This is a genomic window from Stenotrophomonas sp. JC08, assembly GCF_052180205.1.
In the GTDB taxonomy this organism is placed as follows: Bacteria; Pseudomonadota; Gammaproteobacteria; order Xanthomonadales; family Xanthomonadaceae; genus Stenotrophomonas.
In genome coordinates this window covers 49,150-66,622 of record NZ_CP197473.1, presented here as the reverse complement: position 1 = coordinate 66,622, position 17,473 = coordinate 49,150, and the positions used below count along the sequence as shown (strand labels likewise).

Annotated in this window: 11 protein-coding genes; 5 read left to right on the top strand and 6 right to left on the bottom strand. The window is 68.0% G+C overall.

Annotated elements, in window-relative coordinates:
• Window positions 1–228 precede the first annotated feature (228 nt).
• From bla to ACSBPQ_RS00220, 4 genes are all read right to left on the bottom strand, one after another.
• Complete coding sequence (bla, locus tag ACSBPQ_RS00235) at window positions 229–1,260, bottom strand: class A beta-lactamase (RefSeq protein WP_442683091.1); 1,032 nt, start codon at window positions 1,258–1,260, stop codon at window positions 229–231.
• 181 nt (window positions 1,261–1,441) lie between these two features.
• Window positions 1,442–3,121 (bottom strand): cation acetate symporter, encoded by a 1,680-nt coding sequence (locus ACSBPQ_RS00230; protein WP_442684610.1) that lies wholly within the window; start codon window positions 3,119–3,121, stop codon window positions 1,442–1,444.
• A gap of 38 nt (window positions 3,122–3,159) precedes the next feature.
• Complete coding sequence (locus ACSBPQ_RS00225; RefSeq protein ID WP_442683090.1) at window positions 3,160–3,474, bottom strand: DUF485 domain-containing protein; 315 nt, start codon at window positions 3,472–3,474, stop codon at window positions 3,160–3,162.
• A 134-nt stretch (window positions 3,475–3,608) separates the two neighbouring features.
• On the bottom strand, window positions 3,609–5,000 hold the full coding sequence (locus ACSBPQ_RS00220; RefSeq protein ID WP_442683089.1) for a DcaP family trimeric outer membrane transporter: 1,392 nt from the start codon (window positions 4,998–5,000) through the stop codon (window positions 3,609–3,611).
• A 223-nt stretch (window positions 5,001–5,223) separates the two neighbouring features.
• Between ACSBPQ_RS00220 and acs the strand changes: the two genes are divergently transcribed.
• From acs to ACSBPQ_RS00205, 3 genes are all read left to right on the top strand, one after another.
• A complete protein-coding gene (gene acs, locus ACSBPQ_RS00215; RefSeq protein WP_442683088.1) occupies window positions 5,224–7,167 on the top strand; it encodes an acetate--CoA ligase in 1,944 nt (647 codons plus the stop codon).
• A gap of 170 nt (window positions 7,168–7,337) precedes the next feature.
• The gene (locus ACSBPQ_RS00210) at window positions 7,338–8,003 is read left to right on the top strand and encodes a response regulator transcription factor (RefSeq protein WP_442683087.1); all 666 of its coding nucleotides are present in this window, start codon (window positions 7,338–7,340) and stop codon (window positions 8,001–8,003) included.
• A gap of 383 nt (window positions 8,004–8,386) precedes the next feature.
• Complete coding sequence (locus tag ACSBPQ_RS00205) at window positions 8,387–8,983, top strand: manganese efflux pump MntP (protein WP_442683086.1); 597 nt, start codon at window positions 8,387–8,389, stop codon at window positions 8,981–8,983.
• Window positions 8,984–9,086: 103 nt separating this feature from the next.
• Here the strand turns inward: ACSBPQ_RS00205 and ACSBPQ_RS00200 are convergent, their stop codons facing one another.
• A complete protein-coding gene (locus ACSBPQ_RS00200; protein WP_442683085.1) occupies window positions 9,087–12,521 on the bottom strand; it encodes a hybrid sensor histidine kinase/response regulator in 3,435 nt (1,144 codons plus the stop codon).
• Between the two features lie 50 nt (window positions 12,522–12,571).
• The gene (locus ACSBPQ_RS00195) at window positions 12,572–13,942 is read right to left on the bottom strand and encodes a sensor histidine kinase (RefSeq protein ID WP_442683084.1); all 1,371 of its coding nucleotides are present in this window, start codon (window positions 13,940–13,942) and stop codon (window positions 12,572–12,574) included.
• Window positions 13,943–14,080: 138 nt separating this feature from the next.
• Here ACSBPQ_RS00195 and ACSBPQ_RS00190 point away from each other — a divergent pair, with 138 nt between their 5' ends.
• Window positions 14,081–15,370 carry a hypothetical protein gene (locus ACSBPQ_RS00190; RefSeq protein WP_442683083.1) on the top strand — a complete coding sequence of 430 codons (1,290 nt, stop codon included), beginning with the start codon at window positions 14,081–14,083 and terminating at the stop codon, window positions 15,368–15,370.
• Between the two features lie 122 nt (window positions 15,371–15,492).
• On the top strand, window positions 15,493–17,439 hold the full coding sequence (locus ACSBPQ_RS00185; RefSeq protein ID WP_442683082.1) for a diguanylate cyclase domain-containing protein: 1,947 nt from the start codon (window positions 15,493–15,495) through the stop codon (window positions 17,437–17,439).
• Window positions 17,440–17,473: the final 34 nt, after the last annotated feature.

Sequence of the window (17,473 nt, the reverse complement as noted above, 5' to 3'; positions counted from 1 at the left end):
GCGTTTCGGACATCGTCACAGGCTGCCCTCCCCAGAGCAAGATGTGCCCCACCGGCACGGTGGATGGAGCGAGGCGGTGCGGCATGACCCTCACCACGCCGGCCGATCCCCGCAGGCCGACGCTTCACCGCGTGAACATAGGCACCGGCGCCTGCCGCCGTCAACCGTACGGCCACCATCGCCGGCATGGTGGCAGCCGGCGGCGCGGAGCGGGTTTTCCGGCAGCGCTCAGGGCACGAACAGGAAGTAGTCGTGCGCCGCCCGCGCCAGCTGCGCGATCGCCGCGTCGCGCTCCTCGTTACTTGCACGCGACTGCACGAACACCGCGACGATGGCATGGCCGCGACCGTCCGGCAGGGTGATCACGCCGACATCATTGATGACGTCGCCGACGGTGCCGGTCTTGTGCGCCACCGGGGTGGCCTTGGGCAGCATGCCACGCAGGCGCGCACTGCCCGTGCGAGTAGCGCCCATGATGTCCTGCAGCACGGCGGTGGTCGGCGCCGCCAGCACCTCGCCCTTCCACACCTTCTGCAGCAGCAGCGCCATCGCGCGGGCGCTGCTGGTGTCGCGTGGATCCGCATTCCAGGTATTGGTGTGGCTGCGACGCAGTTCCTCGCTGCGCGGGCTGCGCGACAGCTCGCCGTATTCGGCCGGACCCATCGGCTTGGCCTGCGAGGCATCATTGCCGCGGTAGTTGGCCAGCAGCTCCCAGATATAACGGTCCACGCGCAGGCCGTCGATGCCCAGCGCGCGCATGCGGGCGGTCACCGCATCGGTGCCACCGCCGAGGCGGATCAGGATGTCGGTGGCGTTGTTGTCGCTGACGGTGATCATCATGTGCAGCAGGTCGCGCACGGTGATGGCCGAGCCGGCGCTCAGGTGGGTGTCCATCGGCCCACCCATTTCCGGATAGACATCCTCCGCGCCCAGCGTCACCTGCTGCTGCAACGTCAGCTTGCCCTCATCCACCAGCTTGAGGATGTGCACCGCCACCGGCACCTTCATCGTGCTGGCCATCGGAAACGCGCGGTCGGCGTTGACCTGGACACTGCGGCCGCTTTCCAGGTGCACGATCATCGCGCCGAGGTCGCCGGGCAGCAGCGCCGCCAGACGTGTGGCTTCCTGCTGCAGCGCCACCGGCGTGGCGGCGGGCCTGGCCAGGGCGATACCCGGCAGCAGCAGGCAGGACAGCAGCAGCGGGGCGATGAAGCGTGGACGGCGGCGGGCGGTGCGGACAGCGGTACGGGCGTGATGCATGCGGCAGGTTCCTCCAGAAGCAGAGTGCAACCGTACCGCAGCCGGCCGGGCAACCGTAGCCGGATGGAACACCTGCAGCTCCCAGCCGGTACACCTCCGTATTCGCCGCAGCGTCACAACATGTGCAAACGACAACGGCCGGCTTTCGCCGGCCGTTGTCATCAGCTCAACCACACTGGCCTCAGTGCGAAGATGCCTGGCTTGCCCCCAGTCCGGTTTCCGCACGCACCTGCTGTGCCGGATACGCGGCCCGTTCGGCCTGTGCGTTCTTGCTCTTGTCCAGCACCGAGAACAGCCAGATGCAGAAGAACGCCAGGGTCACCGAGAACAGCGCCGGCGAGGTGTACGGGAACGGTGCCGAGCCGGCCGGATTACCCAGCGTATCCACCCACACCGACGGTGACAGCAAGGTCAGCACCAGCGAGGAGATCAGCCCGGCGAAGCCGCCGATCACCGCGCCGCGGGTGGTGCAGTCCTTCCACAGCAGTGACAGGAACAATACCGGGAAGTTCGCCGAGGCGGCGATGGCGAAGGCCAGCGACACCATGAACGCCACATTCTGCTTTTCGAAGGCGATACCCAGCAGCACCGCGATCACGCCCAGCACCAGGGTGGTGATGCGCGACACCTTCAGCTCCACGCCCGGCGGCGGATTGCCCTTCTTGAACACGGTGGCATACAGGTCGTGCGACACCGCCGAGGCACCAGACAGGGTCAGGCCGGCCACCACCGCGAGGATGGTGGCGAACGCCACCGCCGAGATGAAGCCCATGAACAGGTTGCCACCCACCGCCTTGCCGACCAGCACCGCGGCCATGTTCGGCCCGCCCTGGATGGTACCGGTGAGCGGATCGGCGTACTCCGGGTTGGTCAGCACCAGTGCGATCGCACCGAAGCCGATGATGAAGATCAGGATGTAGAAATAGCCGATCCAGGTGGTCGCCCACAGCACCGACTTGCGTGCCTGCTTGGCATCGGGAACGGTGAAGAAGCGCATCAGGATGTGCGGCAGGCCGGCGGTGCCGAACATCAGCGCCATGCCGAAGGAGATCGCCGAGATCGGATCCTTGACGAAGCCGCCCGGGCCCATGATCGACAGACCGGTGGCGGCCGCCTCCTCCGCGCTCTTGCCGCTGTTGGCGGCGATCTGGGTCTTGACCCGCACCGCTTCGGAAAACAGCGCCTCGAAGCTGAAGTTGAAGTGCCACATCACCATCAGCGCCATGAAGGTGACGCCGAACAGCAGCAGACAGGCCTTGATGATCTGCACCCAGGTGGTGGCGGTCATGCCGCCGAACAGCACGTAGACCATCATCAGCACGCCGACCAGCATCACCGCGATCCAGTAATCCAGACCGAACAGCAGCTTGATCAGCGCACCGGCGCCGACCATCTGCGCGATCAGGTAGAACAGCACCACCACCAGCGTGCCGGAGGCGGCGAACAGGCGGATCGGCTTCTGCTGGAAGCGGTAGCCGGCCACGTCGGCGAAGGTGAAGCGGCCGAGGTTGCGCAGCCGTTCGGCCATCAGGAAGGTCAGGATCGGCCAGCCGACGAGAAAGCCGATGGCGTAGATCAGGCCGTCATAGCCGTTGATCATCACCGCCGCGGTAATGCCCAGGAACGAGGCCGCCGACATGTAGTCGCCGGCAATCGCCAGGCCGTTCTGGAAACCGGTGATGCCGCCACCGGCGGTGTAGAAGTCCGACGCCGACTTGGTACGTCCGGCCGCCCATTTGGTGATACCCAGGGTGGCGACCACGAACACCGCGAACATGATGATCGCCGTCCAGTTGGTGGGCTGGCGCACGGTCTGGCCGATGTCGCCACCGGCCGCCAGCACGCTGCCGGCCACCGCCATCAGCGCCATCGCGCTGCCGATGCGAAGCAGGGAACGGCTCATTGCACCTCCTCCACGATCTGGCGGGTCAGCCGGTCGAATTCCTTGTTGGCGCGGCGCACATAGAAGCCGGTGATGGCGATGGTGAACACCATCAACCCCATCGCAATGGGAATGCCGATCGTGGACACCCCGCCGTTGATCGGCCGCGCCAGGAACTCCTTGTCGAAAGCGATCAGGCCGATATAGCCGTAATAGGCCAGCAGCATCAGCGCGGTCAGGGTCCAGCCCAGCCGGTTGCGTGTCTGTCGCAGGCGCTGGTACGCCGGGTGTGAGGCGATCCGCTCGATACGGGGATCGTTGGAAGCATTCATCAGGATTCTCCAGATCTGGGGAAGGCGGCTGCCGGCACCGGCACCAGGCCGGTGTCCAGCAGCAACATGAGTGCTCCCCGTGGGGTAGGGAGATGGAACACGCACCGGTGCCATCAGGCGCCGGCAGACAGCGATCAGAAGCTGTACTTGGTGGTGAACTGCAGGCGGCTGATATCGCCCTTGCGACCGTCCTCGATCTCGCGCACGCCGTACATCAGCTCGGCGCCGACATCGACCTTGGGCATCGGCGTGTAGAACACGTTGCCGCGGATCGACTGCACGCTCCGGGTCACCAGCGGGCCGGTGATCGATGCATCGTTGTCGTAGTCGCTGCGCGCGTAGATCAGGTTGGTGCGCAGCTTCGGCGAGAACGCATGGCGCCAGCCGACATACGCCGCCACCACCCCGGTCGGGTCCAGCTCATCGCGGATCGCGTCGTAGGCACTGTCGCCGGTGATGCCCAGACCGATGTAACGCGAGATGCCCTCGCCGCCGGTGAGCTGGTAGTGCAGCGAATCGCTGTCGCCCATCACCCACTTGCCGCCCAGGGTCAGGCCGCCGGCCATCTTGCTGGCGTCCGCACCGGTGGCGTGGTTGTCCACCTTCAGCTGGCGCAGCAGGCCGGCCATGCCGAACGTGCCCCAGTCGCCCTTCCAGCCGTAGCGCACGGTCAGATCAGGCAGGCTGCCACGGTCGGAGTTGGCGGCGCCGACCAGTGTGGTCTCCGGGTTTTCCAGCGCCACACTCAGGCCGCCCTTGGTGTAGCGCACCTGCGCCTGGCGCACGAACACCACGCCATCGGTCGGGCCGACGAAATCCACCGCTTCCGGAATCGAGGCCGCGTCCATGAAGTTGGACCAGGTCTGGCCGGCCAGCCAGTTGTTCCAGTACATGTAGGCATGGCGCAAGGTCACGCCGTAGGTATTGGTCGCGCTCTGGTTGCCCAGCGAATTGCCGAAGAAATCCATCTCCACCAGTGCGCCGGCCTTGTCACCGCTGTCGGTGACGTGGTCCACGCCGAGGTTGAAACGCGAGAACTTGGCATGGGCGTTGTAGTCCACGCTCGAACGCTCGCCCGAGCCGCCAGCGCCATGCACCGGCGTCTGCCCGGGCAGGTACAGCGCACGGCCGGTGGCATCGTCGGCCAACTGGCCGTCACCGGTCTGGGTGGCCAGGAAGTCGGCCTTGATGAAGCCGCCGAACTTGAACGTGGTGCCTGGCGCCGCTCCCGGCGTGATGCTGGTGACCTGCACCGGCTGCTTGCCGGCCGGCACTGCCGGCGTGGTCGCGCGTTCGGCCTGCACCGTGCGTACCTGCTGCACGTCGCTCTGCGCCTGCGTGATCGCTCCCTGCTGTTGCTGCTGGGTGGAAAGCAGCAACTGCACCTGGCGCTCCAGCTCGAGCACGCGCGCTTCAAGCGCCTGCTCCCTGGCGGTCTGCGCGAATGCCATGCCCGGCGCGACCAGTGCCACAACCAGTGCGGCAACGAGGGGCTTGCGGACGGTCTTCAACCTCTGTCGATTCATTGGAACGGCCTCTCTCCCGGCTGGCGGTCTGCACAGTCGCGGCCAGCGTGCGCGGCTTCCACGACGTGGGGCTATTCGCCATTAGTCGAATCCGGCCCCCCATTCGACCATCGTCTAATCCGGGTGGCAGCGCGGAAGCTGATGGATGCGGCACACTTGGGAAGTTCCGGCTGTGCCATACACAGCTCCCCCATTGGTTACAAGTGCAAAGGTGAGGGTTGCCATGACTGATGTTTATCCCGTTGATGCCGCATTCGCCGCCAAGGCGCGGATCGACAAGGCCACATACCAGCGGCTGTACCGCGAGTCGCTGGAGAACCCCGATGCGTTCTGGGGCAAGGTCGCCGAACGGCTGGACTGGTACGTCAAGCCGACCAGGGTCAAGGACGTCAGTTACCAGCTGGATGATTTCCGCATCAAGTGGTTCGAGGACGGCGTGCTCAACGTCAGCGTCAACTGCCTGGACCGGCAGCTGGCCACGCGTGGCGACAAGACCGCGCTGCTGTTCGAACCGGACAGCCCGGATGCACCGGCGCAGCATGTCACCTACCGCCAGCTGCACGAGCGCGTATGCAAGCTCGGCAACGCACTGCGCGCGCTGGGCATCAAGAAGGGCGACCGCGTCACCATCTACCTGCCGATGATCGTCGATGCCGCGGTGGCGATGCTGGCCTGCGCCCGCATCGGCGCGGTGCACTCGGTGGTGTTCGGTGGCTTTGCCGCCAACTCCATCGCCGACCGCGTCGGCGACTGCGGCAGCAAGCTGATCATCACCGCCGATGAAGGCCTGCGCGGCGGCAAGAAGGTGCCGCTGAAGGCCAACGTCGATGCCGCGCTGAAGCTGCCGGGCACCAACACCGTGGAAACCGTGCTGGTGGTACGCCACACCGGCGGCGCGGTGGACATGCAGGCGCCGCGCGACCGCTGGTTCCACGACGTGGTCGACACCCAGCCGGCCGCGTGCGAACCCGAGCGCATGAACGCCGAAGATCCGCTGTTCATCCTCTACACCTCCGGTTCCACCGGCAAGCCCAAGGGCGTGCTGCACACCACCGGTGGCTACCTGCTGTATGCGGCCTACACGCATGAGTCGGTGTTCGACCTGCGCGAGGACGACATCTACTGGTGCACCGCCGACGTGGGCTGGGTCACCGGCCACAGCTACATCGTCTACGGGCCGCTGGCCAACGGCGCCACCTCGCTGATGTTCGAAGGCGTGCCGAACTACCCCAGCATCTCGCGCTTCTGGGAGGTGATCGACCGCCACAACGTCACCATCTTCTACACCGCACCGACCGCGATCCGCGCGCTGATGCGCGAAGGCGCCGAGCCGGTCAAGCGCACCTCGCGCAAGAGCCTGCGCCTGCTCGGCAGCGTCGGCGAGCCGATCAACCCGGAAGCCTGGCGCTGGTACTACGAGGTGGTCGGTGACAGCCGCTGCCCGATCGTGGACACCTGGTGGCAGACCGAGAACGGCGGCATCCTGATTTCACCGCTGCCCGGCGCCACCGACCTCAAGCCCGGTTCGGCGACCCAGCCGTTTTTCGGCGTGCAGCCGGCGATCGTCGATGCCAACGGCGAGTTCATCGAAGGCGAGGGTGAAGGCAACCTGGTCATCCTGAGCTCGTGGCCGGGGCAGATGCGCACCGTGTACGGCGACCACCAGCGTTTCATCGACACCTATTTCCGCACCTATCCGGGCAGCTACTTCACCGGTGACGGCTGCCGCCGCGATGCCGACGGCTACTACTGGATCACCGGCCGCGTCGATGACGTGATCAACGTCTCCGGCCACCGCATCGGCACCGCCGAGGTGGAAAGCGCGCTGGTGGGTCACCCGAAGGTGGCCGAGGCCGCGGTGGTCGGCTTCCCGCACGACATCAAGGGCCAGGGCATCTACGCCTATGTCACCCTGGTGGCCGGCGAAGCGCAGACCGACGAGCTGCAGAAGGAACTGGTCGCCTGGGTGCGCAAGGTCATCGGCCCCACCGCCACCCCGGACCACCTGCAGTGGGCGCCGGGCCTGCCCAAGACCCGCTCGGGCAAGATCATGCGCCGCATCCTGCGCAAGATCGCCGAGAATGCACCCGACCAGCTCGGTGACACCTCCACCCTGGCCGACCCCTCGGTCGTGGCCTCGCTGGTGGAAGAGCGCAAGGTGCGGTGAAGCGATGAATGAGTGAACAGGAGTGAGGAGTGAGAGAAGCACAGGCAACTTCGGTTGTCCTGTTGCTGGCATCACCCTCCTCCATTCCTCTCCCCATCACTGTTTCGGCCGGGAAAACCGCAGGCCTTTGCCTGGTTTTCCCTCACTTCTCACTTCTCACTTCTGCTCCCATGCCTACCCTGCTGATCGCCGATGACCACCCCCTGTTCCGCGAAGCCCTCAAGGGCGCGGTGCAGCGTGTCATTCCCGGCGTGCGGCTGCTGGAGGCGGACAACGTGGAGGCGCTGTACACGCTGGCCGAACAGCATCCCGATGCCGATCTGGTGCTGATGGACCTGAACATGCCCGGCGCGCAGGGCTTCAACGCACTGGTGCACCTGCGTTCGCTGCATCCGCAGCTGCCGATCGTGGTGGTGTCCGCGCGCGAGGAACCGACGGTGATGCGCCGCGCGCTGGATCACGACGCCTTCGGCTTCATCCCCAAGTCCGCCGATTCGGACACCATCGGCCACGCGCTGACCACCATCCTCGATGGCGAGCGCTGGGCACCGGCCGAGGCCTACAACGTGCCGCCCACGCCGAACGAGGAACGCGAGGTCGGCCAGCGCCTGCGCGAACTGACGCCGCAGCAGTTCCGCGTGCTGCAGATGCTCGGTGCCGGCAGCCTGAACAAGCAGATCGCCTACGACCTGGGTGTATCCGAAGCCACCATCAAGGCCCACGTCACCGCGATCCTGCGCAAGCTCGGCGTCACCAACCGCACCCAGGCGGTGCTGATGGCCGGCAAGCTGGCGATCGATGACGACAGCATCGTGCTGCCGCCGGAAGAAGACTGAGCCGCCGCAGAGGCAATCCGCTTTTGCAGGAGCGGCGTAAGCCGCGAAACTACCGGACCCGCAGCTAGCAGACGTGTGGATTTTTCCGCATCCGTCGATCAATCCGGTCCCCGAATGGCGTTGTGTCCGGCAACCCACGATCCACCGGCTTTGCGACTCACGCTGCGCAACAGCGGGAGCCGCTGCGCCGGCTTGCTGCTACAATCCGCGCTCCCTTGGGGAGTAGCCTGCTTCCAGTCATGGAAGCGCCCACGTCAACATGCTCGGCCAGTGCGCCGTGGCGCGGGCAGCCAGATACGGTTGGCGAGACCAGCGGTTTGCGTGCACCACTCGAGGTTGGGCGTGCCGCATGCCGTCCGCGTCCGCCCGACCAGGTAATCCCGATGTCCCCTCTTTCGATTCTTCTGGTCGGCTTCGCCATGTCCACCGACGCCTTCGCCGCGGCGATCGGCAAGGGCGCGGCGATGCGCAACCCGCGCCTGCCCGACGCCCTGCGTGCCGGCCTGATCTTCGGTGTGATCGAGGCCATCACCCCGGTCATCGGCTGGTGGCTGGGCCGCGCCGCCTCCCGGTACGTGGAAGCCTACGACCACTGGATCGCCTTCGGCCTGCTCGGCGCACTGGGCCTGCACATGATCGTGGCCGGGCTCAAGCCGGATGATGACGACGCCGACGGCGAAGGCGGCGGCTCACGGCATGGCTTCTGGGCACTGGCCGCGACCGGCTTTGCCACCAGCATCGATGCGATGGCCATCGGTGTGGGACTGGCGCTGTTCGATGCGCCGATCGCGGTGGTGGCGGTGGTGATCGGCCTGTGCACGCTGACGATGGTGACCCTCGGCATCATGCTCGGTCGTGCCTTGGGCGCGCTGGTCGGCAAGCGTGCCGAGATCGTCGGCGGCGTGATCCTGATCCTTATCGGCAGCACCATCCTCTACCAGCACCTGCAGCCGGCGACCGCCGTTGCAGGCGCGGGGTAAGCCACAAAACCGGCGCCTCCCCAGTAGATCGCGGCCATGCTGCACCGGGGCACTGCCGGTGAGCCTCCGCCGGGCATGCCCCAGAGTGCTACCGGCTCGCCTGCTAGCGTTTGCGCAGGTCGTACAGGGCGGTCAGGAACGCGCGCAGCGAAGCCGGCTTCACCGGTTTGGTCAGCACCCGGTAGCCACGCTCGCGCGCCATCCGCTTCAGCTCGTCGCGGCCATCGGCGGTCAACAGCGCGCCGGGCAGCGGCCGGCCGGCGGCCTCACGCAGCGCGACCAGCGTATCCAGACCATCCAGGCGATCGTGCAGGTGGTAGTCCACCAGCATCACGTCGGGCTGCTCGGCGAGCTTTTCCAGCGCCATGTCGACGGTGCTGGCGGCAATCACCTGCACCTTCCAGCGGCCCAGCAACGCGCGCATGCCGTCGAGGATTTCCTGGTCGTTGTCCACGCACAACACGCGCATGCCGGTCAGCGCACTGTCGGCACCGAAGGCCGGCGGCCGCGGGGCCGGCAGGGTTGCCGGCGTCGGTACCCGCGGCAGGGTGATGGAGAACATGCTGCCGTGACCGGGCTGGCTGCGTGCGTTGAGCGCGTGGTCGAGCAGGCGGGAGATGCGCTGGCAGATCGACAACCCCAGCCCCAGGCCCTGCTCGCCCCAGTCGAACGGCTGCTGGAAGCGGTGGAATTCATTGAAGATCTGCCGCATATGGTGCTCGGGAATGCCCGGCCCGGTATCCCATACCTGCAGTTCGATCTGCTCACCGCGCACCCGCAATGCCAGCACGATGCGGCCGCTGCGGGTATAGCGCAGCGCATTGGCCATGAAGTTCTGCAGCACCCGGCGCAGCAGGCGGCGGTCACTGCGCACCCAGGCCTGACGCGCGAACACGTGCAGGCGCAGGCCGCGGCCGGCGGCGATCGGCGTGTACTGCGCGGCCAGTTCACGCACCAGCACGCTGGCATCGAACTCGGTGATGGTCGGGTGCAGGCCGCCGGCATCCAGCCGCGACACGTCCAGCAGGCCATCGAGCAGTTCCTCGGCCGCGCGCAGCGAGGCATCCACGCGTTCGGCCAGATGCCGCTGCTCGTCGGTCTCGGGCAGGCTGTCGCGCAGCGCCGAGGCGAACAGGCGCGCGGCATTCAACGGTTGCAGCACGTCGTGGCTGATCGCCGCCAGAAACCGCGTCTTGGACTGCTGCGCCGCCTCGGCCGCCTGCGAGCGTTCGGTGACGCGCTGCTCCAGGGTTTCGTTGGCCTCGCGCAACGCCTGCTCGGCCTGCTTGAAGTCGGTGATGTCGTTGTAGCTGGTGACGTAGCCGCCACCGGGCAGCGCCTGCCCGCGCAGTTCGATCACCTTGCCATCGGCACCGGTGCGCTCGAACACATGCGGCGAGCCGGCGCGCATGTAGCCGATGCGGCGGTTGATCTGCACCTCGATGTCGCCCTCGCCCAGCTCGCCCCGCTCGGCGTTGTAGCGGATCAGGTCGGCGACCGGACGGCCGACGTAGAGCATGCCGTCGGGATAGTCGAACATCTGCTGGTAACGGCGGTTCCACGCGGTCAGGCGCATGTCCGGATCGACCACGCTGACCCCGGCGCTGATGTTCTCCAGCGTGGTCGACAGGATCTCGCGGTTGAAGCGCAGCTCCTGCCCGGCCTCGTCCAGCACCGCTACCACTTCGTCCAGGTCCATGCCCGAGCCGCGCAGCAGGCTGGTCAGCAGCAGGCGCGCCGATGCCGCACCGATGGCGGCGGCCAGCAGGCGCTCGGTGAACTGCACCCAGACGCGGTCGGCGGCGGCGGCCGGTTGCAGGTCGCGGCCCAGCGTCTGCGCCTGCTCGGCGAACGCACGCCGCGCGCGGTTGTCGCCCACCACCCGCTTGGCCAGCGCCAGCAGGTCCCGCACCTGCACGTGCGCGGGCCAGTTGCCGGACACCACCGGGCGTTCGACATACGGGTCCAGAAACGGCGCCGCACGCAGACGCTCGGCCACGCCCGGACGCCAGCGCACCGACACCAGCAGCATCGTGGCGGTGTTGAGCAGCAGCGACCAGAACGTGCCATGGGTCAGCGGATCCCAGCCACTGAGGCCGAACAGCTGTTGCGGCCGCAGCCACTCGATGCCGAACGGCCCGGCATGCAGCAGCGACTCGTCCAGCCAGCCCCCCTGGGTCAGCGCCGGCACCAGCAGCGTGTAGATCCACACGCTGAAGCCGACCAGCATGCCGGCCTCGACCCCGCGACGGCTGGCACCGCGCCAGTACAGCCCGCCGATCAGGCCCGGCGCGAACTGCGCCACCGCCGCGAACGCCATCAGCCCGTAGGTGGCGAGCATGGTGTCGTTGCTGCTGCCGCGGTAATAGCCGTAGGCCACCAGCGCCAGCAGCAGGATCGCCAGCCGGCGGATCCACAGCACGCGCGAGGCGACACTGGCCGCTTCGCGGTGGTCGCCACTGCGGCGCAGCAGCAGCGGCATGACCAGGTCGTTGCTGATCATCGTCGCCAGCGCGATCGAGGACACGATCACCATGCCGGTGGCCGCGGAAAAACCACCGACATAGGCCACCAGCGCCAGCGCGGCGTTGCCGCTGCCCATCGGCAACGCCAGCACCAGGGTGTCATCGGAGGCCAGGCCGCTGCCGAACAGCGCCGCACCGGCGGTGGCGATCGGCACGATCATCAGCGAGATCACCACCAGATAGCCGCCGAACAGCCAGCGCGCACGGCGCACGTCGCCGGCATCGCCACACTCCACCACCGCCACATGGAACTGCCGCGGCAGGCACACCAGCGCCAGGAAACTCAGCAGCGTCTGCGAGACGAAGCCGACCGGCGGCATGCCTTCGAACAGCGTGCGTGCCGACTGCACCACCGAATCGGTGCGGTCGCTGAGCCAGGCATAGGCGAACACCCCGACCGCAACGATGGCCACCAGCTTGACCATCGACTCCAGCGCGATGGCCAGCATCATGCCGTAGTGGTGCTCGGTGGCATCGACCTGGCGGGTGCCGAACAGGATCGCGAACAGCGCCATCAGCAACGCCACGTACAGCGCCGGATCGGTCAATGGACCGGTGCCGGCGGCATTGCCGGTGAGCACCTGCACGCTCATCGCCACCGCCTTGTACTGCAGCGCCAGATACGGCACCACCCCGACCAGCGCGATCAGCGCCACCAGCGCGGCCAGCCGCCGCGAACGGCCGAACCGCGAGGAGATGAAGTCGGCGATGGAAACCACGTTCTCGCTGCGCGCGATCAGCGCCAGCCGCTCGATGATGCGCCAGCCGAACAGCAGCAGCAGCAGCGGCCCCAGGTAGATCGGCAGGTAGCCGATGCCGTAGCGCACCGCGGTGCCGACCGCGCCATAGAAGGTCCATGACGAGCAGTACACCGCCAGCGCCAGGCTGTAGATCACCGGCCGCAGCCACGGCCGGTCCGGGTACATCGGCCGGCGGTCGCCCCACCACGCCACGCCGAACAGCAGCGCGGCATAGGCGAGCGAAACGAGCAGCAACGTCCAGCTGGAAATCAAGCATCCGCCTCCGAACCGAATCGCCGCAGTGTAGTGGAGCGGCGGCGGGATCAGGCCGCCGGCAACGGCCGCGCCGGCAGCCACAGGTGGAAGCAGGCGCCCTGCCCCGGCGCGCTCTCCACGGTGATGCGGCCGCCGCCGGCCTCGACCAGGTTGGCCGCCACCGCCAGCCCCAGCCCGGTGCCCTGGCCACTGGGCTTGGTGGTGAAGAACGGCTCCAGGCAGCGCCGGCGCACGTCCTCGCTCATGCCGTGGCCGCTGTCGCGCACTTCGACGTGCAGTTCGTCCCCCGGCGCCGGGCAGGACAGCGCGAGGCGGAAGCTGCCGCCCTCGGGCATGGCCTGCTGCGCGTTGGCGGCCAGGCTCAGCAGGACCAGTTCCAGCTGTGCCGGGTCGAAGTGGATCCGGCAGCGCACCTGCGCGGTGTCCAGCGCGAACGCCACCCGCGCATCGAACAGCTGCCGCAGCATCGGCTCCATCGCCGCAATGGTGGCCGCCGCATCCAGCAGCTGCGGCCGCGCCACTTCCTGGCGGCTGAAATCCAGCAGCCGCCGGGTCACCGCGCCGGCACGCCGCGCGGCCGATTCCACCCCCGACAGCGCGGCCTTCAACTCGGCCGGATCATCACTGCGCCGGCCCTTGCCGGCATAGCCCATGATCAGCGCCAGCAGGTGGTTGAAGTCGTGCGCCACGCCGCTGGCCAGGCGGCCCACGTTCTCGATCTTCAGCGCATGCACCAGTTGCTCGCGCGAACGTTCCTTCTCCTGCATTTCCAGCTGCAGTTCGTCGCGCTTGCGCGCCAGGTCCACACCGCGGCGCCGGGCGATGCGCAGGTTCTCGCGCAGCGAGGCCATCGACTGGTCCAGTACGAAGGCGGCCAGCAGCACGCCGAACCCGGCCAGTGCCAGGTCGCGCACGACCAGTTCCACCCGCGCCGGGAAATAGAAGCCAGCGGCCGCGTCGAGCCAAGCGCCCAGCGCCATCAGCGCGCACAGCCAGCCGGCCGCCAGCCACAACGCGCGCCGGCCCAGCAGCGCGCCGGCCAACAGCACCGGCAACAACTGCAGCAGTTGCCCCTGCATCTGCGAACGCAGGCCCCAGTAGCCATAGGCCACCGTCGTCAGCAGCAGGTTGGCCAGCACGAACAGCACCGCGGCCGCCTGCAGCCGCTGCCGACGCAAAAATTCCAACGAGGCCAGGCACACCAGCATGCCGCCCACCGCCAGCACCTGCACCAGCGAGCGCGGCGACGGGCCATTCCACAGCAGGGTCAGCAACTGGTAAGCGGCCACCAGCAACAGAAGGCGCAGCATCATCGCCGCCATGCGCCTTTCGGTGACATCGACCGCGGGCAGCCAGCGGGCCGGCGCCTGTTGCGGGGACTCGGCCGGATCGCCACGCCGGGGAGATTGGGAATACATCGGTCGGGGGTTCCCATCGCGGCGCGGGCCGCGCGATACGTGAAGGGTCTGCGGCTATATTACGGACCATCCGCCGTCGAAGCGCCCAAGCCGTTTTTCGGGCGGATATCGCCTTTCCGCCGCAACGCGCCCGGCCCCATGTCCCCGCTCCGCATCGCCTTCTATCTGCCGCCATTGCTGCCATGCCTGCTGCTGGCGCTGGCCGTAGTCGGCCCTGCCCGCGGCCAGGCGAGCGGCACCGGCGCGCAGGTGGCGCGTTGCCAGACGCTGGTCCGCAGTTCGCCCCACGACGCACTGGCCCTGGCCGACCGCCTGCTGACAAAGCCGGCGCCGGCGCTGTCGCCGGCGGTGGAAATCGGCATGGTAGGTTGCCGCGGCCTCGCCCTGAACCTGCTCGGCCGGAGCGGGGAAAGCACGCAGGCGATGGCACGGCTGCAGGCCTTGCTGCGGGCTTCGGGGCTGCCGCTTGGCGAATACGACCAGTTGCAGCGGCAGGCCGCCTTCCTGCTGCTGCGCGACGGACGGACCGAGGAAGGGCTGCAGATACTGGAAGCCATGCAGGAACATAGCATCGCCAGCGGGGACATCCGCGGCCAGGTGCTGGCGCTGGGCCACATCGCGCTGATCCATGCCGAACAGCTGAACGACCTGGAAGGTGCGCTGCGCTACCAGCAACAGGCGCTTGCCCTGTCCGGCCACCTGCAGCGGCCGCCGCTGGCGCAGGACGTGACCCTCAATTACAACCACGGCTACGCTTTGTTGCTGCTCAAGCGCTATGACGAGGCCGACAAGGCGTTCGACCGCGCCGAAGGCATCGCCAAGCGCCTGTCCAACCAGGATGTGGTGCTGTACCGCATCCGCAGCGACCGCGCCGAGATACTGCGCGCCCGCGGCCACCCGGAAGCGGCCAGGGCCGAGCTGTTGGCCGTCCAGCACTGGCAGCAGCGCAACAATCCGTTGGGGCAGATCAGCACCCTGCACTATCTGGCGCGGATCGCGCTGGAACAGGGCGCGCCGGAAGAGGCCCGGGGCCTGGCCGAACAGGCGCAGGCGATGGCCGAGGCCAACAAGTTCCCCTCGGGCGCCCGCGACCGGCTGGACCTGCTGGCCGAGATCAGCGTGGCGCTGCGCGACATGGCGCAGGCCCGCGACTACCTGCACCAGGCGCGGCAACTCGATCCACCGCGGATGACGGACGCCAGCCTGGCACGTCTGGCCATGCTGCAGGCCAAGGCCGCGCAGACGCTGGACCCGGCCCGCATTAACGCCACCCAAGAAGCCAGCCGCGACCGCCTGCTGCGTGACATCGCACTGGCCGTTGTGACGATGCTGCTACTGGGTGACAGCGGCCTGTACCTGCGCAGCCGCTGCCTGCGGCAACGGCTGCGCAGGTTCGATGCCATTGATGGCGCGGGTGACCACCATTGAGGCGGGCCCCGGCATCCGTCGGCGGGACCAGCGGCTATATTGAGCCGCATCCGTTACCGGCCTGGCGCCCTGCGCCGCCGCGCCCCGGACAACCTTCTCCTCGCCAGGAAGTCGTTACCGCCATGCGCCGTTCCCTCCGCAATGCCCGCCTCCGCCATCTGTTGCCCTGCCTGCTGCTGGTGGCGATCGGCCCGGTCCACGGTCAAGAGATGGCGACCACCACCGATGTGCGGCAGATGGAGCAGGTACGGCGCTGCCATTCGGTGATGCACGGCGCCCCTCACCACGCACTGGCCATCGCCGACCAATTGCTGGCCATGCCGGCCGTGTCGCCGGTGGTGGAGATCGGCGCGGTCAGCTGCCGCGGCTTCTCCCTGCAGTTACTCGGACAGGGTACCGACAGCCTGGATGCGGCGGCGCGGTTGAAGGTGCTGATGGAAACGCCGGGGCTGCCGGTGATGGAGCGCAACCGCGCATTGCAGTTCGCGGCCACGCTGCTGCAGCGCAATGGCCAGACCCGCGAGGGCCTGAAGCTGCTCGAGTCGATGCTGGAGTACGCCATCGCCGAAGACGACGTCACCGGCCAGATCGGCGCACTGAGCGGCATCGCGCTGGTCCGCGGCGAGCAGATGGACGACCCGGAAGGCGCCATGCTCTACCAGCAGCAGGCCATCGCCCTGTCCGACCATCTGCAACGGCCGCCGCTGCCGCAGGACGTGCTGCTCCACTACAACTACGGCTACACGCTGCTGCTGCTCAAGCGCCACGACGAGGCCGACAAGGCGTTCAACCGCGCCGAAACCATCGCCAACCGGCTCTCCAACCAGGACGTGATGCTGTACCGCATCCGCGGCCATCGCGCCGAGATGCTGCATACTCGCGGCCAACTGGAGACGGCCAGGTCCGAGCTGCTCGCGATCCTGCCCTGGCAACGGGAGAACGACCCGCTGGGCCAGATCGTCACCCTGCAGCGTCTGGCCCGGATCGCTATGGAACACGATGCGGCGGAGGAAGCGCGACACCTCGCCGGGCAAGCATTGGCGGTGGCCGAACTCGGCAAATTCCCCCAGGGCATCCGCGACAGCCTGGACCTGCTGGCCGAAACCAGCATGGTCATGGGCGATGCCGCGCAGGCCCGCGACTACCTGCGGCAGGTGCGGGAGATCGACCAGTCACGGATGAGGGGCGACAACCTCGACCGCCTCGCCAAGCTGCAGGCCAAGGCCGAACAGGCGCTGGACCCGATCCGTACCAACGCCACCCAGGAGGCCAGCCGCGACCGCTTGATGCGCAATGTCGCACTCGCCGCAGCGATGCTGCTGCTGCTGGGCTCGGGCGCCCTGTACCTGCGCATGCGCCGCCAGAAGCGACGGCTGCGGCGGCTCGACACCACCGACACGCTCACCGGGCTGGCGAACCGGCACGAGGCCGAGCGCCTGCTCGCCGCCGCGCTGGCAGGCGCCAACAAGGCGTGCAGCGCGGTGCTACTGCTGGAAATCGACGGCTTCAAGGCGCTCAACGATCAGCACGGCCATGCCGCCGGCGACCAGTTGCTGTGCGCGGTGGCCGACGCGCTCGCCCAAGGCAGCGACCAGCACGACCATGTGGCGCGCTGGAGCGGCGCGGCGTTCATGGTGATCCGCAGCAACACCTCGCAAGCGGCCGCGTTCGCGCTGGCCGCACACCTGTGCCGCCGCATCGGGCGATTGCAGGTGGAAATCGCGCCGGGCCAGCACCTGGCGCCCACCGTCTCCACCGGCGTGGCCTCCCACCCGCTGTTCCCCGGCAGCGCACCGCGGCTGGCCGACACCCTGCGTGCGGCAGGCCGCGCCCTACAGGTGGCTCAGCGCAGCGGCCCCGGCACCTGGGCTGGATTGTGGGGCTTGGCCGAGGACCGCGACATCGATCTCCACGACCTGCTGCACGATCCTGAACAGGCGCTGGCGCAGGGTTGGATCGCCATCGGCGGCGGCCGCCCCATGTCGTGGACGCCGCCGCGTGGGACTGCAACAGGGTCGCCGGCATCGGCGCAGCGCCCCGCGAACAATACCGTGGGCGAGCGCCTCTGAACCGGGTGGGTCTCCCCACGCCCCACCCGCCCCT